The 22,688-nt window shown below is 46.7% G+C and carries 23 protein-coding genes and 3 pseudogenes; 6 read left to right on the plus strand and 20 right to left on the minus strand.

The window, feature by feature from the left end:
- Positions 1-100 precede the first annotated feature (100 nt).
- The 5 genes from GO003_RS24305 to GO003_RS24325 are packed head-to-tail and all read right to left on the minus strand — an operon-like array spanning position 101 to position 3,337.
- A complete protein-coding gene (locus tag GO003_RS24305) occupies positions 101-1,204 on the minus strand; it encodes a TraK domain-containing protein (protein WP_159658472.1) in 1,104 nt (367 codons plus the stop codon).
- A 9-nt stretch (positions 1,205-1,213) separates the two neighbouring features.
- Positions 1,214-1,846, minus strand: coding sequence for a TraE/TraK family type IV conjugative transfer system protein (locus GO003_RS24310; RefSeq protein ID WP_159658473.1), 633 nt, complete (start codon positions 1,844-1,846; stop codon positions 1,214-1,216).
- Between the two features lie 9 nt (positions 1,847-1,855).
- Complete coding sequence (gene traL, locus GO003_RS24315) at positions 1,856-2,137, minus strand: type IV conjugative transfer system protein TraL (RefSeq protein ID WP_159658474.1); 282 nt, start codon at positions 2,135-2,137, stop codon at positions 1,856-1,858.
- A 2-nt stretch (positions 2,138-2,139) separates the two neighbouring features.
- Positions 2,140-2,796 (minus strand): OmpA family protein, encoded by a 657-nt coding sequence (locus GO003_RS24320; protein WP_159658475.1) that lies wholly within the window; start codon positions 2,794-2,796, stop codon positions 2,140-2,142.
- A complete protein-coding gene (locus tag GO003_RS24325) occupies positions 2,780-3,337 on the minus strand; it encodes a transglycosylase SLT domain-containing protein (protein ID WP_159658476.1) in 558 nt (185 codons plus the stop codon). Before GO003_RS24325 ends, GO003_RS24320 begins: the two co-directional genes overlap by 17 nt.
- 324 nt (positions 3,338-3,661) lie before the next feature.
- On the opposite strand from GO003_RS24325, the gene GO003_RS24330 reads away from it, so the two are divergent.
- Positions 3,662-3,883 carry a hypothetical protein gene (locus tag GO003_RS24330; protein ID WP_159658477.1) on the plus strand — a complete coding sequence of 74 codons (222 nt, stop codon included), beginning with the start codon at positions 3,662-3,664 and terminating at the stop codon, positions 3,881-3,883.
- Positions 3,884-3,996: 113 nt separating this feature from the next.
- Here the strand turns inward: GO003_RS24330 and traN are convergent, their stop codons facing one another.
- From traN to GO003_RS24385, 11 genes and pseudogenes are all read right to left on the minus strand, one after another.
- On the minus strand, positions 3,997-6,810 hold the full coding sequence (gene traN, locus GO003_RS24335) for a conjugal transfer protein TraN (protein ID WP_159658478.1): 2,814 nt from the start codon (positions 6,808-6,810) through the stop codon (positions 3,997-3,999).
- A 3-nt stretch (positions 6,811-6,813) separates the two neighbouring features.
- Entirely contained in the window at positions 6,814-7,971 is a 1,158-nt protein-coding gene (locus GO003_RS24340) for a TraU family protein (RefSeq protein ID WP_159658479.1), read from the minus strand.
- Positions 7,971-9,038, minus strand: coding sequence for a TrbC family F-type conjugative pilus assembly protein (locus tag GO003_RS24345; RefSeq protein WP_206444755.1), 1,068 nt, complete (start codon positions 9,036-9,038; stop codon positions 7,971-7,973). Before GO003_RS24345 ends, GO003_RS24340 begins: the two co-directional genes overlap by 1 nt.
- Before the next feature lie 82 nt (positions 9,039-9,120).
- Positions 9,121-9,678 carry a S26 family signal peptidase gene (locus GO003_RS24350; protein ID WP_159658481.1) on the minus strand — a complete coding sequence of 186 codons (558 nt, stop codon included), beginning with the start codon at positions 9,676-9,678 and terminating at the stop codon, positions 9,121-9,123.
- Complete coding sequence (locus tag GO003_RS24355) at positions 9,662-9,955, minus strand: hypothetical protein (protein ID WP_159658482.1); 294 nt, start codon at positions 9,953-9,955, stop codon at positions 9,662-9,664. Before GO003_RS24355 ends, GO003_RS24350 begins: the two co-directional genes overlap by 17 nt.
- A 5-nt stretch (positions 9,956-9,960) precedes the next feature.
- Positions 9,961-10,548 (minus strand): TerD family protein, encoded by a 588-nt coding sequence (locus tag GO003_RS24360; protein ID WP_159658483.1) that lies wholly within the window; start codon positions 10,546-10,548, stop codon positions 9,961-9,963.
- A 20-nt stretch (positions 10,549-10,568) separates the two neighbouring features.
- Positions 10,569-11,630, minus strand: a complete 1,062-nt coding sequence (locus GO003_RS24365; protein WP_159658484.1) for a DUF475 domain-containing protein — start codon at positions 11,628-11,630, stop codon at positions 10,569-10,571.
- Positions 11,631-11,960: 330 nt separating this feature from the next.
- Positions 11,961-12,269: a TraA family conjugative transfer protein gene (gene traA / locus GO003_RS24370; RefSeq protein ID WP_159659247.1), complete on the minus strand. Its 309-nt coding sequence runs from the start codon at positions 12,267-12,269 to the stop codon at positions 11,961-11,963.
- A gap of 569 nt (positions 12,270-12,838) precedes the next feature.
- Positions 12,839-12,985: pseudogene (locus tag GO003_RS24375) on the minus strand (tyrosine-type recombinase/integrase); the annotation flags it as partial.
- Positions 12,986-13,213: 228 nt separating this feature from the next.
- Positions 13,214-13,312 carry a hypothetical protein gene (locus GO003_RS24380; protein ID WP_231089302.1) on the minus strand — a complete coding sequence of 33 codons (99 nt, stop codon included), beginning with the start codon at positions 13,310-13,312 and terminating at the stop codon, positions 13,214-13,216.
- Positions 13,313-13,372: 60 nt separating this feature from the next.
- Positions 13,373-13,753, minus strand: coding sequence for a site-specific integrase (locus tag GO003_RS24385; protein WP_231089266.1), 381 nt, complete (start codon positions 13,751-13,753; stop codon positions 13,373-13,375).
- A 173-nt stretch (positions 13,754-13,926) separates the two neighbouring features.
- Between GO003_RS24385 and GO003_RS24390 the strand changes: the two genes are divergently transcribed.
- The 3 genes from GO003_RS24390 (at position 13,927) to GO003_RS24400 (ending at position 16,163) form a co-directional block, all read left to right on the plus strand.
- Entirely contained in the window at positions 13,927-14,793 is an 867-nt protein-coding gene (locus tag GO003_RS24390; RefSeq protein ID WP_159659004.1) for a hypothetical protein, read from the plus strand.
- Positions 14,794-14,904: 111 nt separating this feature from the next.
- Positions 14,905-15,744 (plus strand): hypothetical protein, encoded by an 840-nt coding sequence (locus GO003_RS24395; protein WP_159659005.1) that lies wholly within the window; start codon positions 14,905-14,907, stop codon positions 15,742-15,744.
- 11 nt (positions 15,745-15,755) lie between these two features.
- Complete coding sequence (locus GO003_RS24400) at positions 15,756-16,163, plus strand: hypothetical protein (protein WP_159659006.1); 408 nt, start codon at positions 15,756-15,758, stop codon at positions 16,161-16,163.
- Positions 16,164-16,483: 320 nt separating this feature from the next.
- Here the strand turns inward: GO003_RS24400 and GO003_RS24405 are convergent, their stop codons facing one another.
- The 4 genes and pseudogenes from GO003_RS24405 to GO003_RS24430 form a co-directional block, all read right to left on the minus strand.
- Positions 16,484-17,596: an IS91 family transposase gene (locus GO003_RS24405; RefSeq protein WP_159656944.1), complete on the minus strand. Its 1,113-nt coding sequence runs from the start codon at positions 17,594-17,596 to the stop codon at positions 16,484-16,486.
- Positions 17,593-18,500: pseudogene (locus GO003_RS24415) on the minus strand (tyrosine-type recombinase/integrase). The gene GO003_RS24405 and the pseudogene GO003_RS24415 overlap by 4 nt, the downstream one beginning before the upstream one ends.
- 744 nt (positions 18,501-19,244) lie before the next feature.
- Positions 19,245-20,357, minus strand: coding sequence for an IS91 family transposase (locus tag GO003_RS24420; protein WP_159656944.1), 1,113 nt, complete (start codon positions 20,355-20,357; stop codon positions 19,245-19,247).
- Positions 20,354-21,261 (minus strand): annotated as a pseudogene (locus GO003_RS24430) (tyrosine-type recombinase/integrase). Before GO003_RS24430 ends, GO003_RS24420 begins: the two are co-directional and overlap by 4 nt.
- A gap of 306 nt (positions 21,262-21,567) precedes the next feature.
- Here GO003_RS24430 and GO003_RS24435 point away from each other — a divergent pair.
- A complete protein-coding gene (locus GO003_RS24435; protein ID WP_159655956.1) occupies positions 21,568-21,864 on the plus strand; it encodes a hypothetical protein in 297 nt (98 codons plus the stop codon).
- Positions 21,865-21,963: 99 nt separating this feature from the next.
- Positions 21,964-22,203, plus strand: coding sequence for a hypothetical protein (locus GO003_RS24440; protein WP_159655954.1), 240 nt, complete (start codon positions 21,964-21,966; stop codon positions 22,201-22,203).
- Positions 22,204-22,688 lie beyond the last annotated feature (485 nt).

The following is a 22,688-nucleotide window of genomic DNA, read 5'->3' on the forward strand; positions in this document are numbered from 1 at the left end:
GACTTGTTTGCGTTTCGACGGATCAAGTGTTTCATACCATTCGATCAGTTTTTCCTTGGCGGTCTTCTTTTCCAGATCAATCACAATGTTTCTCCGTCAATTACAGCAATGCAGGTCTGATTTCTTCGCCGCTTTTGCCTTCAGGCAATCGCAACAGAAGGTAGATTTCTGTTTTTTCCCCTGGCTCTATCCTCACTCTTGGCCACGCGGCAACAGCCATTGTGTCTTCACTCGCACAAAATGCCTCTTCAAAAATCACCGCGTTATTGCCATTGTTTTGACCAATCAGAATAATGATTCTGGAATCATGCCCAGAGAGTAATTGACCCGCCCAGTAAGTCAGGTTGGGATCATGACAAAAGGCTCGATCTCTTAACTCTCCGGTTACTTCTTCCATCGTAAATCCCTGTGGGATTTGTTGTTTTCCAAGGTTTTGCATGATTGCTTTTACCTCATTGATATAAGGTAAGTCTTGACGGAAAAGCCTGTCCGTTTTCGAGGATCCGACTTCGCCTTGAGCGCCCTTTGCTGCATCGCCTTCAATACGAATTTCAACAGGCGTAATTAATTCCTGCGGTGAAAGTTGCAGTGATGCAGCATCGCCAGTTTCTGCGTCAGAAATAAACAGGCTCACCGGTGTTTCTGAGTCAGTTGCAATATAAATTGCTGAACCATCAATTTTCGTTTCCACGTTGTCTACCGTCAGGACTTTGGGGTCTGCATAGGGAGTGACTATTCGATTCAGCTTGCCTTTTGCAACGATCACACTTTCAGTTCTTCCGGGTTTGGGTTTGATCGTAATACCTGATTGCATTCCAAGATCGAGCTCTTGTTTATTAATTGCGCGATTTTCTTTGGGTGGTTCAGGTGCCTTATCAATAATCTTGGGTCTTTTGTTCAGTTTGGATTTTTCTTCAGCGACTGGCCCCGGTGCATATTGCCCATCATTGGCGACCTGCTGATTCCCTTCAGGCGGATTAGCCGTAATCGTTGCTGTCGCCGATTCAGGCTTGCCATTGATCATCCCGTTCGGGTATAAATCGCCACTTTGATTGTCGTTTTGTGAGTTCTCCAAATCCCCCTGTGGGCTTAACGACGTTCCATCCAATGCTTGAAACGGCAGTTCAGGCGGAAGTTCATTCGCCATCGTTGCTGATGAAATCAAGATTGATACAACCGATAGAATCAATGGTTTTAATTGCATGCAACGCTCCTATTTTTTAATTTGCTTTTGACGTTCTTCTTGCATCTTTTGCTTTGCCTCTTCTTTTTGAATGATTGAAAGCAATTTAGGCATGCCTTTATACGAGGACATATGCGTGATGATCGGCGAATATTGTTTAACGTCTATCTTGAATTCAAAGGTTTGCTCCGTAGGACTTGATTTGCCGCCGACGCCGGTCATTCGGTTTTTACCAGTAACAAACACCTTGTCAGTTTGGGGCTCATAAGTCACCTGCACGATATCAAAGCTCGACGACACTCTCTCTTGTTTAAGCGTTTCAAGTTCCTGAGCAATTTGTTCTGAAACGATTGATCTGATTTCGCCTGTTACCATGCCGCTAAATGACTCCAGGACGAAATCTGCATTTTCCGGTGTCACATTACCGATTAAAGCCGCTGTATACATTCCCCACGATTTTTTATACCCTTCGGATGCTTTGTTTTTGGCTACTTCCGATTTTTCCGATAGACTCGGCGGAATTAGTACTATTGCGGTGTCTTTCTTTAGCCAGCCAACCAATGTCAGTAGATTAAGCGTCAATAAAAAGATGCAAACAAATTTCAGGAATCTGTTTGATTCATGGAGACTTAGCCATGTTGATGCGAAATTTTTATAGAGCATTCTGATTTCCTAAAAGAATCGACGGATAAACGACAAGGGTCTCGATGTGGGTGTCGTTTCATAGGACCCCAGACTCACATACCAGTAGAGGGCGTGTATCAAAAAGCCATTCGCCTGTCTGTCCTTGAGCTTTCTGTATAACTTGATGCCGACCAAGCCTAAAGCGAGCAGTACACCCAGATAATCCACCATGATGCCAACACCAAAAGCGATAGCCATCAGGATGAACTCGTCGAATTCCCAAAAAAGAATTTGTTGTGGATCGTCCAAATAATTAGGAATGTCTCGCATTTCTATCTCTCCGTTATAGGAATCAATTCTGCTCTTCGATTTTTCAATCGCCCTTCTTCCGTGTCATTGCTTTCAGCAGGGGAACTTTCACCCAATCCTTCGGCCGAAATTTTTGACGCGGCAACGCCCTGCTTAATCAGGTAATTGCGTACCGAAATCGCACGCCTGGTTGATAACTTTTTGTTGTATTCACTGGACCCTTTTGAATCTGTGTGTCCTTCAATGCTTACATGCATCATCGTTGACGGGGGAATTCTTTGCAGAAAGTCATCTAGCTTCTGAGTTTCACTGACTGACAGATCCGCTTGATCAAATTCGAACAAAACCGACTGAATTTCAGGTAAAACCGTTTCCAGTACCGGAGGAAAGGGGAACGTTTGCAGCGAATAATTCGAGATTGATCCACTATCAGCGGGAACGATTCCCTTTCCAGGTAGAGATAGCGTGTGCTCAAACCCTCCCTGGATAATGGCCTGATCCCTCAACCAACCCACCTTTTGATAAGAAAGATCACTGACGACGGGCGGCAAATAGATTTTCACGGTGATTTCTTCACAGCGATCGCCAGACAGACCCAATGGACAATCCTGCGTCGTCGCACAAGCTGTCAATGCAATCGTTGTTGCTATTACGATAGGGATTTTATTTAAGTTTCTCATTGATGATTTTCTCGAATCGCTCTACATGATTTGCGTAACTATTGCCTCGAACGGCATTGGTGGGTGCATGATAATCGGCGACAGTTTTTCGAATGTCGTTCTGCGCACGCAGTGCTTTCAGATAGCTTGCCGCGACATTTATGTTGGTTTTTGGGTCGAGCAAATCGAGTTCGTTGGAAACCTTGTTTCCATGCCAATACAGGTTCACTTGCATTATTCCGACATCCACATTCCTGATTCCTTGCTCTATGAGCGCTTTCAGTGCCTGTTCTGCTGCTTCTTTATTTGCGTACCGCCTGGGACCGGCTTTGATACCCTTTTTGCTTTTATTGATGTTTAGCGTCCAGGGCCACGGACGAAAACTTCCATCTCGCCAACGCATTCCGCTCTCTTGGACGGCTATCCCATAGAGTGTTGCCACGTTTATACCCGCATAACTGGCAGCAACACCCCAAACGCTGTTGTCCAAAACAGAATTCGAATTGGCGTTAACTGAAATGGATAACGTCAAAATTAATAGCACTATTTTTTTTATGTTCATACTGCTGATATTAAACGGCCACAAAAATTTTCATCCGGGCGAAAGACGCGCTTTTTCGGCCTGTTTCGATTGTTTTGGCTGATTTATCCAAAAAAATTGGGCATAACACTTTTAATTACCTGTCCCGGATCCTTATCTGTCTTGACTTTACTGTCGACCCCAAGAATCCGGACAGCCGTTTAAGCTATGCCCTAACGGGAAATGAAAGGTAGAAGATGAGCGAAAGCAAACGGAAGATAGTGACAGGCGTCCAAAAAGCCAAGGTAGCCTTGGCAGCGGTGAGAAGGCACGAACACGATCAATGACATTGCCCAGGAGTTCGGCTTGCATCCCGCCCAAGTCAGTCAATGGAAAAAGGAATTGCTGCCTAATGCGGGCAGTCTCTTCGAAGGCCAGCGCGGGCCGAAACCGATCAATGCTCAGAATGATCCGTACCGGTTGTATGCGGAGATTGGGCACCGCAACATGGCGATGGATTGGCTTAAAAAAAGTCTGGGATCAGCCTATAGAAGAGCGTCGGGCCTGGATAGCACCGAGACGAGATAGCGTTATCCAGGCAATGCCAATTGCTCAAGGTCACCCGTTCCGTGGGGTATGTGCAGAAAAGCGATTATTGAAAGGCGTTGATTAAAATGACTTTGTATTTTTGATGTAATTACTTACAGATTGTCAATCAGATACTGCCGTTGTTCGTCAACATTGGTTTCATTGGTTTGCTTGTTTAACCTATCAATTACACTGTAATTATTAGTGCCGGGCAATTTGCCTACTGTTGAGAACTGTGGGCTGTACCTTTCTTCAATTTTCGCATCATTTATTGCCATAATACCGGATACTTTCAACATATTAATCCATTCACCAAAATTCATTTTATCGAAATCCAGGGATCCAATTTGACTTAAACTTAATCCTTCGCAACTCGGTTCTTTGGGTTTACCAAAATTCATATTCAACTGTCTTCTTGCTTGTTGCTGAAATATTCTTGCAAATGGACTTGAAAAACAGCAGTAAGCTTGTCTTCTAGCAACGCACACCCCTAATATCTTATCGGAACAATAACTGCCTATTTCACCGCTAGCAGTACAAAGTTTTTGATCTTTGTACATCTGCAGCTTCATTTCATCCTCCGTACAGGCAAATACCATCTGCACCACCATTTTCGCTATCTGATAGATCGCATAAATTATCCCAACAGCTGTTATGACTGATGATAAGAGTGATCCTGTCATTGAATAGGTTGTTGTTACTGCTGTCCCTGTTCCCGATGTTGTTGTTGATAAAAGTGTTGATGCGGCAGTTTCACCGAATGTTGATGCTATCCATTCTCCTAACCATTGAACAGCCTGTGCTTTTATTGTTGATATACTTAATTTGGTAGTGAGATCCTCCCCTAACATCGATACAACTGAATCATACATTGACGTAAATGTGTCTGTAACTCCGTTATATATCTCAGTCATCCCTGTTACTGGTGTTTGAAACACTGTTCCATTAGTCACTAGACTCCATGCCCCTGTCAGGCCATTATTGGCATTTTCGAGTCCAAATGCGTATATTTGGGCTGACGTATCCGCTAAATACCAACTGTCTGCCGCTAACATAATGTAATCGATCCAACTGCCCTGTATAGGCATATTACAACAATCGACTGATCCAAGAATTGACAGGTCAGCCATTCTGCAGGTGTACCCTTCCCCTTCAAAAAATTGACATGCCTCTTGATTGGGGTCGCATGACATCTGTTTTTGTGTTTCGTTTAAGGTTTGTATTGCGGTTGCAGCTTTTATAAAATCTTCGTTTGATTCCTGCTTAGGGCTTACACATTCCCCGCCCATGCATCGGATATCAGCATCACATATAGTGTTTTCTCCATTATTGCCAATATCGCATTCCGTGTCATGATTAGTTCCACAATCATATGTGACAACAAAATCCCTACATGCACCCGTTACAGGATCTATTGACTCATTGCCATTTTCATCTTTTTCGCATTCTTCTTTGACATATGCACACGACGATAATGATTCACAGGTGTTGTTATCTTCCAAGTCATAATTGTATTGTGGGCAAACCCGATAGCCTTGATAATCCGTATAGCACTCCAAAGATACCAGTCCCGGCCTTCGTGTTTCAGCTGAATAGCATATGGGCGCTGGCGGCGATTTTGGCGCATCAGGCAGTATATCCTGACCACCTATGTAGTTTGAATAATTCTCCGGCGTAATCGTTATAGGACCAACCACTTTGCTATTTGATGCATCAGTACATTGCCACCATTCTGTTGATGCTTGATCGTTTAATGAGGTTGTTTGAATAAAGGGTGGTGCAGTCCCATCTAAGGGCCAGGCATTAAATAATCGCTGACGACAGCCCACCGGTTGATCAATGAAATCTTCTAAGAAATCACCATGTCCAGGCTTAGATCTGACTACGAACCTTGCGTGCCCTTCCCCGCCATCATAAACGACGACGACCTGTTCTATTTTCACAACGGATCCAGGAGCAACGGACTTAAAATGTTCAGTGACATCTCTTCGAGGGCTATGCGTCCAACTTGTCTCTTGTTCGCAGGGCCCGTTCCATCCGTTTCTACCGGTATAGATGAGTTTGTCGTTTATAAATATTCGAGTTTTATCATCCCACCTTACAAAATTAAGACTTACAGACTCAATTGAATCGGGTCTTGGTATCTGAAAACTAGCGGTTATTGTGAAGGTTTGGCATCTTTTTCCGATACGCCATTGGTTGTCAGTATTAACGCCAATACTGATAACCGTGCACCCTATTCCACATGGAGATACGCTTCCATTACCGCTGATGAAACCAATGATCGGGCTATGCGTCACTGATCGGTTGACGGTACACTTTTCTGTCGCCAATTTTTTTTTACATTGCTTAATATCTTTGATATGGATAGAGCAGGCTGTTTTTCCCCAGTCTGTTGTTTTTGTACAGCCATTAAACATGTCATTAATTAATGGCGACTGTTGAGAAAGCACGTTGTCTGATTGATTCCATATCGGATCATGTAAAAGATTTGGCATTGCGGTATTTGCGCCCATTAGTGTTTGGTACGCATACGAATGCTGAGTGGGTTGTGAATTTAGATTGCTAACGGTGTTATTGACATAGGCTCCTTGGGCTGATGCATTTCCAAAAGCTGCCGCCGCCTCATCCATTGACCCCGGCTGAATCTCTTGAAACAGCTCGTTTTGTTCGATGGTTTCGCCCGCAACAGCGCCATTATTGAGTGTTATCTTGCCTGTTGAACGGTTGACATCAGGTACCGTAAAGCCATTTATCAGTGATTCGCCTAATAACCCACCTTCAGCCGCTTTATCTAAAAAAGCATCTGCAAATGCTGGAAATGGGACAAAAAATATAACCAACGTTGCCAGATAAAATGCAGCAATAGCATTGTGAAATAGGCAAACTATTAATAAGCCAGCTATTGCTCTTTTTAATTTATTCATTGCTTATTCCGAATAAATTAGACAGCAATCCGTATACCGCCAAATTAGATATACAAAATCTTCGCCAATACCCGGTATATTTCTCCACTCTCCCCATTTGAATGTAGATTCCCCAATAGAGTGACAACAATTTTCTCCGGGGATAACTTTATCAATCATCTCAGCCTGTCCATTTGCTCCCATTACAGTATTTCCGTTAGCATCCTTTTTTTCGGCCTTTTCTTTTTCTGCTTTTGCTTCTGCGATAGGGAAGACCATGCTTAACTTATACTGTTGCTTCGGTATCATGGGGTATATCGTTCCTCCGCACATAGCGTCATCACCATAGGTCTTGTGCGCTAATCCTCTTCTATGCAAGGCCGCCAAAACTCTTGCCGACAATAAACTTGAATCTCTTGGGGACGATCCGTCCGAGGCAATATTACCCACGAATGGATATAGATTTCCCCAGCAACCCGCACACCACCACAATGATTTCAGTGGTTGATAAGCCGTTGTTACTGCGCAATCTACTGTACATGCCGCCACAGCCAATGGGTTAGCAAATACAATTGCCTCGGGGTTTGTGAAAAATGCCAATTCATCGATATTCCATGTTGGATCAAGTTCTGACATGTACATCAGATCCATATTTCTGAACCCCCCAGCATTGCAAAAAGACTGGGTAAATAAATCCAAAATCATGAATAACGGGTAAGCCCAATAATGGTAGTTGTAGAATGTTTTATCACTACCATCACCCTCAACCTCTTTATGCCCGCCCCAGAGCCTCACCCCGTTATTAAATGAAATGCCCCCCAATGACGGTGAGCAGTAAGGTTTTCTTACCACTTCTATCAGCCTTGCCGGCATCCATGCTCCAGCGGTCATTCCTAGTTTTGGCGTGTCTCCTGCTTCATTACAAACACAAAAACTTTCTTCTGAGGCACCATCAGGAATTTCATTATCCATATCGTATAATGTCATTCCCAGCAATCTAACCGGGAACAGACAACTCCAACAGATCCCCGTTATCATCTTTTTTCCCCATATATCAGCATCCGGACACAGCAATTTTTCAACTGATATCTCATCAGTCTCCGTTGTGTTGATCGTTTCATCGGCTATGGAGGCTTGTGATACAACCAGGATCACTAATCCTAAAAGAGTGTTTAGTCGCATTAGTGAACCTCGCCGCTTACTATTTCCTTTACGACTACATGATCACCTTCTCCCTCAATGACGCTTGGCAATGCTTCCAATTTGAAGCGATCGACAATGCTTTTATTGAGTTTGTACAATCGTCCATTCACGCGTTCGCCAGTCTCGTTGTAGTGATCCCAGCCACGCTGTTTATCGATCTTCGAAAACAGATAAATTACCGGCTTTCCTCTCTTTAGAATTTCATCGCCTGCTTGCTTGGCAATAGCTACTTGTTTTTGACTTGTTGCATCAAATACGATGTAAGCCTGTCTCATAGGTATCATTGCCAAGGGGTTTATCCTGTCGCCTTTTTTGATGACCAATCGGCCATCCGGATGAAAAATATCCTGAGTTGAAACGATGGTCATGTCCACTGATCGTTCCTTGTTCTTTTTCGCGGGGCGTAAATTAAATTCTTCTTGGTTTTTCCAGAAATTTGCGATTGCCAGTGATTTTTGCTTATCCCAATCGATATTTGCTGCTCGACGCTGAATTTCCTCAATCATGTCAGGCTCCACGATGCCGTAAATCGGCCCTCTTTGCCCTTGATCCCCCGGTTCTTGCTTGCTAAGCCAATTGAAACCAGGCAATCCACGAGCGCTAAGTGTTTTTCCTTCACTATCCGTTTCAATCATGGTTGGCACTGCTGTCACATTGAACCGGGTAAACAAAGTTGGGTCTATGACTGTCCCGGGAACTGGTTTCATGGCCTTTACGATAGGCAAAAGCTTTTTTGTCATCATTGTCGTATTTTGGTCTCGCTCAACCCCGCGAAACACTAGCATCGCTTTCGTCTGAGCAGCTTCTTCAGCGGCTGCTTTCAACTCCTGCGTTGGCATTCCAAAAGATACGAATATCCAACGTCCCTGAACCGCTTTCGCTAACGATCTCTGCCCGTTAATTGCCTCTTTACCTGAAGATCCTCCTTGAGCTGCCATTTTGTTACCTTCTTTAAGAATTTTTTCTAAAGCAGGGTTTAAATGTATCGGTTGGGTTTGTAACCAATCGGGTAATTGCCTATTCATACTAGGTTGTTGTTGCTTCATAATTTCCTTGATAAAAAAATCGTCCTCACCCGCCCACGCGGACGAGGACGACAGGTGCAGTATCATTACTGCCAGGAAGCGACTAGAAAATCGGGTATGCGCTGCCAATGACATCTTTTTCATCTACTAATCCAAGAAGGTTGTATCGCGAATCCAGGCTGTATTCATGATCTCCAGCCACGAAGTACTTACCTAATTGGATCGTATTTTTCCCATCATGCAACTCATCATTTGGGAATAGTTTTTTGAGGCTTAGTCCGACCTCTTTCCCAACCAGAGTCCGGTCGCCGACACTGAAATCCCTTCCGTTTTTAGTGACAATCTCCCCCGGTCCGGCCAGCAATCTCTTTGTGAAGGTATAGCCATCTGGATAGGGTGCGCCGTTGTGCCATTTAAAGGCCATCAAGCCGCCTGTTTCGACTTTTTTATCCAGACAAATCAGCAACAACGAATAAGGCAGGCTGGGTGTTTGATTGATGGCCAGTCGGTAGTTGGAATGGATTACCCAGTAGAGCGAGACCACCATAATCCAAGTAATTCCGTGTGATTTCAGGTGATTAAGCAAAATCGGACCAAAAGTTTTAGTTCTTTCAACGAATACTGGCAGCGTTAAAGTTTCTGGGTTATTCAATGTTGACATAGGCTTCCTCGGGGGCACTTAAAACAGATTGCGCATCAAAAATGACCACGCCACGTTGAACTAGCTCTTCAGTTGATTCTTTTACTTTGTTCATTAGCGCCTTGGCATCGTCTTCCGTCTGCGCTTGGTTCTTTTCGACGGCTTTTTTTACCAAGCCCTGTAAATCGACAATTGCAATTTGCGCCGGCACAGGTGAAAAAGAGGCGGCGTAATAGCCGCCAAGACCACCAGAAATGAAACATAAAACGAGAAAAGCCATCATTTTTATGGGTGTCAAGGTACTCATGCATCTAGACCATGCATCCTTGAGAACTCGCGCAAGCCGCCCTTGATGCCTCGACCGATTGCTTTAAATTTCCAATCACCTTGATAACGATATATTTCGCCGAATATCAGCGATGTATAGGTTGCGGTATCTTCCTCTTCACTCAAGTCATATCGCGTTAATTCTTCATTGGTTTCTTCATTTACGACCCGAACGTAAGCGTTAAACACTTGCCCGAAGTTTTGTTTCAGTTTTTCAGCATCATATATCGACACAAATATGATTAGTTTCTGTACATCTTTAGGCACCTTATCTAAAAACACATTAATAGCTTCATCGTCACCATCGCCTTGACCCGTTCTGTTGTCCCCGCTGTGGTTGATTGATCCACAAGGTGATTTTTGATGCTCCTTGTGGTAATACACCAAGTCTCGTTCATTTCGTGCTTTTTCGTTTTCTCCCACCATCAACATCGACAGGTCCACGTCAAATGTTTCTTGGTCGCTTTCTCTAACATCCCAACCAATTCCCACGATGATGTTCTTTAATGAATTGTCTGCTTTTGACAGATTGATATTTCCGCCCTTGACTAAACTTAATGCCATTTTTTTACCTCACGCTATTGTTAAGAATTTTTGTTGATACTTGGGTATCGCTCTTTGGGCGATTCAGTTGGAGCCAACAAAGCTTTCTGCTTGTTGTGATAGATTGATGACCAAAGCGATAACCCTATTACAAGGGCTCCCGTAACCCCTGTTATCACTTCAGGTATTACTTTAACGATGCTTCCCAGCATAAGTATCGCCAGCGCAAGAATCGCATAGTGAGCCCCGTGTTCGAGATAGATGTATTCGTCCAGAATCCCTTTATTAACCAAATAAATCGTCAGTGATCTAACGTATAAAGCACCAATCCCTAATCCAATCATAATGATCTGTACTTCTTTAGAGATTGCAAAGGCACCTATTACCCCATCGAATGAGAACGAGGCATCCAGTAACTCCAGGTACAAGAATCCAATAAGACCTCCTTTTTTAACGGTCTCGCTCATAGATACTTGTTCATCTGAGACAGCAAACAAGCTATCTAGGCTGCTGACAAATCCAAACAGGAATATTCCCCAAATTCCACCGGTAAGTACCGACATCTTCATTTCGCCAGGCACTATTGCCGTAGCACTCAGCAAAGTACCTAAGGTTATAGTCGTGTTTACTGCGTCAATTTTTCCCAGCGATTGCAGCCGTTTTTCAATGGATCCAACCCACAATACGTCACGGGAATCATCAAGCAGGAATGATAATCCGACCATCATTAGAAACGTCCCGCCCAGTGCCGCAATCATGGGGTGAGCCTCATGTAGATATAGGGCATATTGATCAGGTGAATTCAGTGCCAGCAGGACGACATCATTCGCAGACATGCCTGTCGCAAGGGCGACAACCATCACTGGAAATAGCAACCGCATTCCAAAGACTGCAATCACCATTCCCCATGTCAAAAACCGTTGTTGCCAAATTTCTTCCATGTTCTTCAGAACGCCTGCATTAACGACAGCATTGTCAACCGATAGGCTTATTTCTAGTACAGCAAGTACCAGTACTAAAAAAGCGGCTTTGATTCCACTGAATACCAGGACAATCAACAAACTCGCCACCAAGATGGCGTGGGTTCCATAGAAGCTGCGCATAATTAATTCCCTTTGTTCGCCCAGAAAAGCGTGAGGTCTTTGGAACTCTCATTTGCTTCCGACTCTTGGGTTTGAGCTGTAAATGTCGTCGCTAGAACGGTCACTACGATCATGTTTTTCTGTTTCACTTATTTTCTCTCCGCTTGACGTTGAGAAAATCTTACGAGAAACATTTCTATTTCATCGAGGTGAAAGACGCGGTTTTTCGGCCCCTTTCGTTTTTTTTCGCCCAAAAAAAAGGCCGCACCTTGTCAAGAGGGCGGCCCTTTCGTCTACAACTAACAAAAAAGGGGTACCGCCCATCGGGGGTGATGGGCGATATATCTGGAATTACACCAGAGCGGCAACAACACCGTTGATGACGTTTGGACCGTAGTACAGAGCCAACGCACCACCGATGCCGATAACAACAGATACGATAGATTGGTTGACGATGCCGGCAGACAAACCCACCATAAACATGCCCAAGGCAATGATTTTTCCCAAAGTACCTTGAGTCCAGCCAACCAACAGTGTGTAGATGTCGTCGAACTCACTACCACCGGTACCGGCCATTGCTTCAGGAGCAAGCGCGACAGCAGCAGCAACAAAAATGGCCAAGAATAGTTTAGATGTAAACAGTGCTTTCAATTTGTTCATTTAAAGAACTCCAAAAATAGGCTTGATGAGGGTTGTCAGCTATTTGCAATTCACTGACCGAGGTTCTGTTCCGGAACACGGTCATTGTCAACAAAAAATCAGCGGTGTATAAGCGCGAAAGAGCAGCCTATCAGGTGTTCTTTTGATGGACAGACGAAAGGCAGCCTATTTCGACCCGTTTTTATGGGCGATGAGCCAAAAAAAAGGCTGTCCCCAAGTATTTAAGGACAGCCTTTGGTTCTTTTAAAATTCAATCGGGCAATCAACCTCAAAGCATTAGAGCCAACTTTGAATGTAGAACAAATTTCGGCTGTTTGCAAAAAGAGGTTGGAATGAAGGCCGACAAGTTTGATCATTGAACTTGATCAATTGGCCGCTATGGATAGCTATTCATAGCGACCCAAACCCGCCATACACCTTTCTCCAAAGCGACCGCACGCCTAAGGATCTTTTTTTGGGTTTCGCTTCTACGAAGCAGCCTTTCGTGGTCTCCGGCAGTCGGCCAAAAGCCGCCACAGACCAATGATGCGGAATGACAGCAAACGAGCCCATTGCCGCCGATGGTTGTATCATAAATCCAACGGGCTTTTTGCTTCCTTGATTGTCCGGCTGGGCACGGTATGCGTGTAGATCATGGTCGTGCGCAAATCGCTGTGACCCAATAATTCTTGGATGGTGCGAATATCGACGTTGGCTTGTAGCAGATGACTGGCAAAGCTGTGGCGATAATGCCGAGCTCGGCATTATTCGGTACTCCGGATTATGACGGAGACAATGCGGGCTAATCTTTTTTTTAAGCCGCAATCTTGCGCGACTTGGCGCAATGTGGCTTGCACGCCGCCGCGATCCAGCGGCGTGATCGCCTGGCCTGCCCCATTCAAGCCGCCGTGGTGATTGGGAAACAGCAGGACCGGATTGCGATGGACTTTCCAGAAACGGCGAAGCTAATCCAATGTCACCGCCGGCAAAGGGACAAGTCTGTCCTTGTTGCCCTGGGCATCGCGGATATTCACGCGCTGGCGTTCGGCGTCTATATCGCCCACTTGCAGCCGCAAGCCCTCGCCAAGGCGTAGGCCAAGACTGTAGAGCGTAAAAAAGAAGACTCAGTAACTGAGCGTACGAGTGGCCGAGAAAAGCTGCCGCGCCTCTTCCACGGTCACGATGTCCGGCAAACGTTGGGCTCTGGGCGGTTTGATCAGACCGGGAGCGACCCAGGGTTTACGCAGCACATGGGTATAATAGAATTTAAGGCCATACAGATCGAGTTTGGCCGAACTCCAGGAATGAGACGCCAGCAAATCGGTGAAATAATCGGTCAACTGCGCTTCGGACAGGTTCTCAATCTGTTCGTCGAAATACTCGCCGACGCGGCGAATAGCACGGGCGTAAGCCTCTATCGTCTTTGGCTGGAGCCCTTTGAGTTTAAGGTGTTTAAGATGGGTTTGATAGTTTTGCTTGAAAGGGGATTCGGAAGATGTTTTCATTGACGCGTAACCTCATGATTCGTAGTGGAATGTTCCCTCGGAATGAGGGCTTGAGGTTAGATTTTATAAAATACCAGGCGCCACGACTCTTCTCCGCGTTAGCGGCTTCGTCCACCGTTGGTGCTCCGGTTAGCTCGAACGTTAGCATTTGAAAAGAATAAGGAGAATTCTCGTTGGGCTTACTTCAAGACCCTGTAGCATCATTAGATCAAGCTAGATGGTATTTAAACAATAAGCACCTTGAACGATTCCCAGGTGCTTTTGAACTAGCTGCGGGTAATTTGTGCAGACAAACTCTCGAGCAAATATTTTTCATTCTTTGTTTTTTTAGCACTATGCCAAAAAACAAATATATTAATCAAGATAGAAAATTAAAAACTGCTTGGCATCTATATGATCAACTGAAAAAGGCCAAGCCAAATACCAATACAACATTTTTGGAATTTGCAAGAACTAGGTGTGTTCGTATCCGTAAGTTCGCAACAAAACCAAGGACACTGAATAAATGGAGAAATATTCTTAATGAATCATCACATTTCTCTACCAAGCACAGAAAACTAGACGAAGCCCTTCTGGGCGAGTTTATCGATTTTGCTAGCGCCCTATTCGATTCAAAGGATAAATATCTAATAGTAGCCGCATTAAATGAGATTTTTTCAAAGGGTCGCGTTAGAGCAACCTTAGGCAATGATCCAGAAAATACACCAGGTATAATGCTTCAATCAGTCGTAGATATAAAACACATAAATAGGACGCCAGAAGGAAGTATTACACTTACAGGACCATCTCATAAATTTTTCGTTATATCGTCTACGGAGGTTCCGAGAGGTAGGTGGCCCAATATTCCGGTAGTTGTCCAACATTCTGTCGGTATATCTTTTGGTTTGCAGTTTGTAAAAAAAGACCGAAGTCCAGTCAATATAAGTAGCACAGAAGCTATGCTCAGTTGCTTTTCCTCAACTCCTGAAGAGACAACACGTTTAGTTAGGCGCTTGAAGAAACTCGGGTTTAATGCTGTTCAGAAAGAGATAGATGTATAGTAAAGTAATGCTAACAATGGGCTCCACAGGATTCGCTCGCTGCGTTCGCTCTCCTGTGAGCCCGGGCGTTAGGCGTTCTGGATTACACATCCGATAAATGAGGAGTTAATTATGCTATCAACAAAAAGTCGATCTTCTGTGCTGTTCAGTGTGTGTTTTCTGTTATCAGGATGTGCTTCGATGGAGGCAGTTCAAAAATATGCCGACTCTAGCCGAAGCACGATAGAGAGCGTGAGACCTGTTGCAGAGGATTTTCAAGCTTCCTGCATGAGAGCGAATAGCGCAAAGCCACTTGCTTATTACAGTCAATGCAGCACCGAGCAGGATGTATCTAAAGCCATCTTAATGGTTTCCAACGTTCTAGCGGATTATGGAGCAGCTTTGGGATCACTCGCAGCAGATGAACTTGTAAATTACGACAAGGATATTGATGGACTCACTGAAGAAATCAAAAAACTTAAGGTAAAAGGCATTGAAGATGCAAAGGTTAGTGCGATAGGAAGCTTGGCGAAATTCATTGCAAAGGCTGCAACTAGTGCTTATCAACAGAAACAAGTAAAAACATTTTTGAACGAAAGCAATAGCTCATTGGTAAGCGTTACCAATACTCTCGCTGATGTAATAAATACGAACTATTCAGAGGCCATTAAATTAGAGATAACTTCTTGGGAGGACTCTTACCAGCGAGTTGAACGGGTTGCTAGAAACAGCAATCCTCTTGAATGGGAGTCTTATTCCAAGGCTCAATGGAAAACTAGAGTCGAGCTTTCAGAAAAACTCAAAGCAGCAAAAAACCTTTCAGAAAGTATAAATAAAATTGGAGCTACACATACCAAGCTTAAAAATGACGCTAATGATCTAACAGGTAAGGAAGTGGCAGCGATGGTCAAGTCATTTGTCAACGATACCACACCTGTTATCAAAGAGATTAAGAAAGCATTCGCTGAATAAGGGGAGCAACCATGGAAAAAAAACTTAGTGCTAACGAAGTATTTGAGTTGTCAAAAGCGTTTCATAATTTGTCGTCTGTTTTGGGACATTATCGTTACGATCATTGGGAGGACTTAACTCCGAGTCAACGCAGTGATTTAGAAAACAAACAATGGACTTTGTTTAACATATCAAGTGATTTAAACGCTAAATCTGTCCTATTGAAGGTTAAGCTCATCGAACAAGACTTACAAACCTTGCAATCCGCTACAAATGCCATGCAGGAAGTGGCACAAAAAATACAGGATATTAAGCACGGTATAAGAATAGCTACTAAAGCTATCGCATTTGGCGGTGCGATTTATGTAGGAGCATCCACCGGCAATGTTGGACTAATCGTATCAGCAGCATCTGATTTGATAAGTGAAATAAATGCCTAACGAAACGAATAAGGTTAGATTGTGTGAGTAACGCGAACCACAATCTGAACCGATTGTTGGACAAGCCCGGTGATCACAGTGCTGACGGTATGCTTTATATAAGAAAATAGCTTTTCGGAGTTCTGGGGTAGCGAAGGCCTGGTTACCGCTTCAAGACCCAGAACTCACATAGGAGTGGTGACCTATCGCTTCGATGGCATCGGAAGGCCGCTTTTGGGGGTATTTTAGCCCTAATTTTGGCCGAACGAAGCTGTCGGCCTTGGAAAGGCCGATGATCGTATGGTGGGTTATGTTAATCGTTTACATAGCCTGTGGCACCCTCAACCCGGTTGGCCGGCGGGCATTGTCTGGCTGCGTAAGATCGGCAGGATGCGCGTTTTCACAATCCGCATTTCTCCGCCGCAGCAGGCGCAGGTGAGTACCGGCCGTTTTCTCAGCCATGCCAGCGCCCGGTTTGGATTCAAGCCAAGCAGGTATTGCAACAATCCAATCAGCCGTTTGCTGTTGGGATGCAAAAAGCCGAAGTTGCGGGTGCGCCTGAAGCCCTTGGGTAAGACATGCCGGAGAATCAGCCACAGGAATTGGGCGCCGGGCAGCGTTCGAGTCCGCATTTGGCGGGTTTTACTGTCTTGGTAGCGAAACGTCACTTGGCCGTCCCGGCAGGCGACAATGTCTTTTTCCTGGATGACGCCTTTATAAAGATAGCGTCCGAGATAAACCAACGCCTTATCGCCACTGCCGACGGACTTGACGTCGACGACCCATTTTTCGGGATACCGGTGCGGCAGATCAAGTCCCGCTTGAGTGATCGCTTCGAGCAGTTTAGCGCGAAAGACCTTGGCCAATGCCTTGTGGTTGAACAAGTAGCCGGTTTGTTTTTTGTCTTGGCCTTTTTTGCCGCGTTTGGTTCGCCACAGGCGCTTTTCCGTATCAATGGCCGCCGCCGGTATCACGCAATGGACATGCGGGTGGTAGTCGAGACGGCGGGAATGGGTGTGTAGTACCGTGATAGCGCCGGCATTGCCTTTGAGCTGCGGGTCGTTTTGCGTGAAGGTTTTCAGTGTCTCCCAGCTACAGCCGGTCATCAAGCTGTAAAGGGTACGTTGCTGTTGCCAGGCCAGCGCCCTGAGTTCCTTGGGCAAGGTGAAGGTCACCAAAAAATACTCGGCGGGCACCTGCCTTTGCAATTGCCTTTCCAACCATTGTTGAGATTCGTGAGACTGGCAATGCGGGCAGTTTCGATGGCCGCAGGAATGCGGGACGAAGCGTTGGCTATCGCAGTCATCGCATTTCGCCAGCATGACGGGACTTTGCGAGGTGCGACAGTGCTTCATGGCGGCTAGTGCTTGCCGGTGACTGGGCAACAGCGAATCTTGATAATGCCCAAGCAAGTCGGCTTCGAAGGTTTCGATGACGGTGGATAGTAAAATCATCTGACCTTCCCCCAGTCGATGGCAAAGCCATTCATCAAGGCATTGATCAGTTGGTTGGCGTTCTGATTCGTGCCATCGGTCAGGTGGGTATAGCGGGCGGTAGTGAGGATACTGTGGTGGCCGAGGATTTTCTGCACTTCCAGCAGATCGACGCCGGCTTCGATCAGATGGGTGGCGTAGCTGTGACGGAGACAATGCGGGCTAATCTTTTTTTTAAGCCGCAATCTTGCGCGACTTGGCGCAATGTGGCTTGCACGCCGCCGCGATCCAGCGGCGTGATCGCCTGGCCTGCCCCATTCAAGCCGCCGTGGCGGTTGGGAAACAGCAGGACCGGATTGCGATGGACTTTCCAGAAACGGCGAAGCAAATCCAATGTCACCGCCGGCAAAGGGACAAGTCTGTCCTTGTTGCCCTTGGCATCGCGGATATGCACGCGCTGGCGTTCGGCGTCTATATCGCCCACTTGCAGCCGCAAGCCCTCGCCGAGGCGTAGGCCAAGACTGTAGAGCGTAAAAAAGAAGACTCGGTAACTGAGCGTACGAGTGGCCGAGAAAAGCTGCCGCGCCTCTTCCACGGTCACGATGTCCGGCAAACGTTGGGCTCTGGGCGGTTTGATCAGACCGGGAGCGACCCAGGGTTTACGCAGCACATGGATATAATAGAATTTAAGGCCGTAGAGATCGAGTTTGACCGAACTCCAGGAATGAGACGCCAGCAAATCGGTGAAATAATCGGTCAACTGCGCTTCGGACAGGTTCTCAATCTGTTCGTCGAAATACTCGCCGACGCGGCGAATAGCACGGGCGTAAGCCTCTATCGTCTTTGGCTGGAGCCCTTTGAGTTTAAGGTGTTTAAGATGGGTTTGATAGTTTTGCTTGAAAGGGGATTCGGAAGATGTTGTCATTGACGCGTAACCTCATGATTCGTAGTGGAATGTTCCCTCGGAATGAGGGCTTGAGGTTACATTTTATAAAATACCAGGCGCCGCGACTCTTCTCCGCGTTAGCGGCTTCGTCCAACAATACGCTCAAGCCGACCCACTCCCGCTACGCTCCAGCGGTCGGCTTAGCTCTAAGTTAGAAATAATCGGGGTATCGAATGAAAAATGGGGTCATCATTGTTCTCCTGCTCATCGTTATATGGTTATCAGTGGTAGTCATTCGCTTAGAGAATTTCAGATATGCTACTCAAGTAGGTTTTTGCGGTGATAAACCCACTGTTTCATTGTTCGCAGAAGATAGGTATCAATGTCTTAAGAAGGTTCAAACCCGCACGAATTCTTTAGCCCATTTATTTTTTGCACTAGCGGGTGATTTTTGAATTTTATTTCTAACGAATAAGGTTAGATTGTGTGAGTAACGCGAACCACAATCTGAACCGATTGTTGGACAAGCCCGGTGATCACAGTGCTGACGGTATGCTTTATATAAGAAAATAGCTTTTCGGAGTTCTGGGGTAGCGAAGGCCTGGTTACCGCTTCAAGACCCAGAACTCACATAGGAGTGGTGACCTATCGCTTCGATGGCATCGGAAGGCCGCTTTTGGGGGTATTTTAGCCCTAATTTTGGCCGAACGAAGCTGTCGGCCTTGGAAAGGCCGATGATCGTATGGTGGGTTATGTTAATCGTTTACATAGCCTGTGGCACCCTCAACCCGGTTGGCCGGCGGGCATTGTCTGGCTGCGTAAGATCGGCAGGATGCGCGTTTTCACAATCCGCATTTCTCCGCCGCAGCAGGCGCAGGTGAGTACCGGCCGTTTTCTCAGCCATGCCAGCGCCCGGTTTGGATTCAAGCCAAGCAGGTATTGCAACAATCCAATCAGCCGTTTGCTGTTGGGATGCAAAAAGCCGAAGTTGCGGGTGCGCCTGAAGCCCTTGGGTAAGACATGCCGGAGAATCAGCCACAGGAATTGGGCGCCGGGCAGCGTTCGAGTCCGCATTTGGCGGGTTTTACTGTCTTGGTAGCGAAACGTCACTTGGCCGTCCCGGCAGGCGACAATGTCTTTTTCCTGGATGACGCCTTTATAAAGATAGCGTCCGAGATAAACCAACGCCTTATCGCCACTGCCGACGGACTTGACGTCGACGACCCATTTTTCGGGATACCGGTGCGGCAGATCAAGTCCCGCTTGAGTGATCGCTTCGAGCAGTTTAGCGCGAAAGACCTTGGCCAATGCCTTGTGGTTGAACAAGTAGCCGGTTTGTTTTTTGTCTTGGCCTTTTTTGCCGCGTTTGGTTCGCCACAGGCGCTTTTCCGTATCAATGGCCGCCGCCGGTATCACGCAATGGACATGCGGGTGGTAGTCGAGACGGCGGGAATGGGTGTGTAGTACCGTGATAGCGCCGGCATTGCCTTTGAGCTGCGGGTCGTTTTGCGTGAAGGTTTTCAGTGTCTCCCAGCTACAGCCGGTCATCAAGCTGTAAAGGGTACGTTGCTGTTGCCAGGCCAGCGCCCTGAGTTCCTTGGGCAAGGTGAAGGTCACCAAAAAATACTCGGCGGGCACCTGCCTTTGCAATTGCCTTTCCAACCATTGTTGAGATTCGTGAGACTGGCAATGCGGGCAGTTTCGATGGCCGCAGGAATGCGGGACGAAGCGTTGGCTATCGCAGTCATCGCATTTCGCCAGCATGACGGGACTTTGCGAGGTGCGACAGTGCTTCATGGCGGCTAGTGCTTGCCGGTGACTGGGCAACAGCGAATCTTGATAATGCCCAAGCAAGTCGGCTTCGAAGGTTTCGATGACGGTGGATAGTAAAATCATCTGACCTTCCCCCAGTCGATGGCAAAGCCATTCATCAAGGCATTGATCAGTTGGTTGGCGTTCTGATTCGTGCCATCGGTCAGGTGGGTATAGCGGGCGGTAGTGAGGATACTGTGGTGGCCGAGGATTTTCTGCACTTCCAGCAGATCGACGCCGGCTTCGATCAGATGGGTGGCGTAGCTGTGACGGAGACAATGCGGGCTAATCTTTTTTTTAAGCCGCAATCTTGCGCGACTTGGCGCAATGTGGCTTGCACGCCGCCGCGATCCAGCGGCGTGATCGCCTGGCCTGCCCCATTCAAGCCGCCGTGGCGGTTGGGAAACAGCAGGACCGGATTGCGATGGACTTTCCAGAAACGGCGAAGCAAATCCAATGTCACCGCCGGCAAAGGGACAAGTCTGTCCTTGTTGCCCTTGGCATCGCGGATATGCACGCGCTGGCGTTCGGCGTCTATATCGCCCACTTGCAGCCGCAAGCCCTCGCCGAGGCGTAGGCCAAGACTGTAGAGCGTAAAAAAGAAGACTCGGTAACTGAGCGTACGAGTGGCCGAGAAAAGCTGCCGCGCCTCTTCCACGGTCACGATGTCCGGCAAACGTTGGGCTCTGGGCGGTTTGATCAGACCGGGAGCGACCCAGGGTTTACGCAGCACATGGATATAATAGAATTTAAGGCCGTAGAGATCGAGTTTGACCGAACTCCAGGAATGAGACGCCAGCAAATCGGTGAAATAATCGGTCAACTGCGCTTCGGACAGGTTCTCAATCTGTTCGTCGAAATACTCGCCGACGCGGCGAATAGCACGGGCGTAAGCCTCTATCGTCTTTGGCTGGAGCCCTTTGAGTTTAAGGTGTTTAAGATGGGTTTGATAGTTTTGCTTGAAAGGGGATTCGGAAGATGTTGTCATTGACGCGTAACCTCATGATTCGTAGTGGAATGTTCCCTCGGAATGAGGGCTTGAGGTTACATTTTATAAAATACCAGGCGCCGCGACTCTTCTCCGCGTTAGCGGCTTCGTCCAACCCGTCGCTCAACCGGAGCGCGGTTATACTACGGGTTCATTTTTCAGCTTTCCGTGTCGCGCCCGGTTACCTTGATCGTTAGATGGCAGCTAATGCACATGAAACCGCCTCCTCACGTTCATAACGTTCCGCAGTGGGAAGAGCACTGCAGAATGATCCGTGCGCGTGCGCTCGACCTTATGGAGGGGCGGATGAGCGTTATCGAATCAGCTCGGGCCCTCTCCAAGTTGACGCATTGGTCGGGACTGAGTAACGATCCGGACCTGACCGTCTTCATCGCCATCGATTTTGAGACTGACACTCTGCCTGTCGGAGAATTACGCAAATACTGGGCATCACGCGCACTCGAACGCGAGGACGTCGAGATTGCGAAGGCAGAAGATTTGTATCGTTCCATTGCCATTGAATCAGCTCAACGACTGGCTGAACGATTCGAGTGGTCCCTCGAAGCGAGAGCAACCCGAAGGAACCTTGGCCATGCTGTCTAACAACACGCTCAACGCCGACCGCCAACAGGCTAGAGCCTGTTGGCCGACACCGCGCGTGCGCGATGCCGGCGGTTTGCGTGAGCGATGGGCAGCAAGCCAATGACGCCCGAAGATCGACTTGAAGTTCAATTTACCATCACGTCTGACGAGGCAATTGTCCTGTTTGAATTTCTTCAACGCTTCAGCAACACGGATAAATTGGTCATTGAGGATCAAGCTGAAGAACGAGCACTCTGGAACCTCTGCTGCGTTTTTGAAACGAACCTAGCCATGCCGTTTGACAAAGACTATCCGGATTTTTTGCGTGAAGCGCGGGAGCGGTTGCGCGATGAACCCTAGTTTGCCGCCTAACTTGGCGCTCAACCTCGCTCCTTTCAGTCGCTGGACGCTGCGCGATAAAGCCGCGCAGCGCCGGTTAGCTCTACGTTGAATGTCAGCTCATTGGCCGCCTGCCGACATTAAGCGCAAACCTTCGACCGTCAAGTACGGGTCACTATGGATAGCTATCCATAAATAACGACCCCTATGTATAGTGCCCAACTATGAATAGATGGGATTTATTTCGACGTTTACCCCACCAACCACTAGCTGTTGCCAGTGGAGTGCTACACATAGTTTTAATGCTTGGCGGGCTGCGTAAACTCCTTCCCTGTTGGACGATAGCTTTAATGGATGAAATTCACGGCGTCATTAATGCAAGTTAGGCATGAAATCATAAAAAACGGGAGCGAATTTGCACTCAATCAGTTGTCTGCATGAGTGAAGGTTGGCAGAGGTCGTTGAAATTTCGGAAGCGAATAAATCTTCACCTCAGAAATTCGGTA

The sequence above is a fragment of the Methylicorpusculum oleiharenae genome (genome assembly GCF_009828925.2).
GTDB classification, from domain to species: Bacteria; Pseudomonadota; Gammaproteobacteria; order Methylococcales; family Methylomonadaceae; genus Methylicorpusculum; species Methylicorpusculum oleiharenae.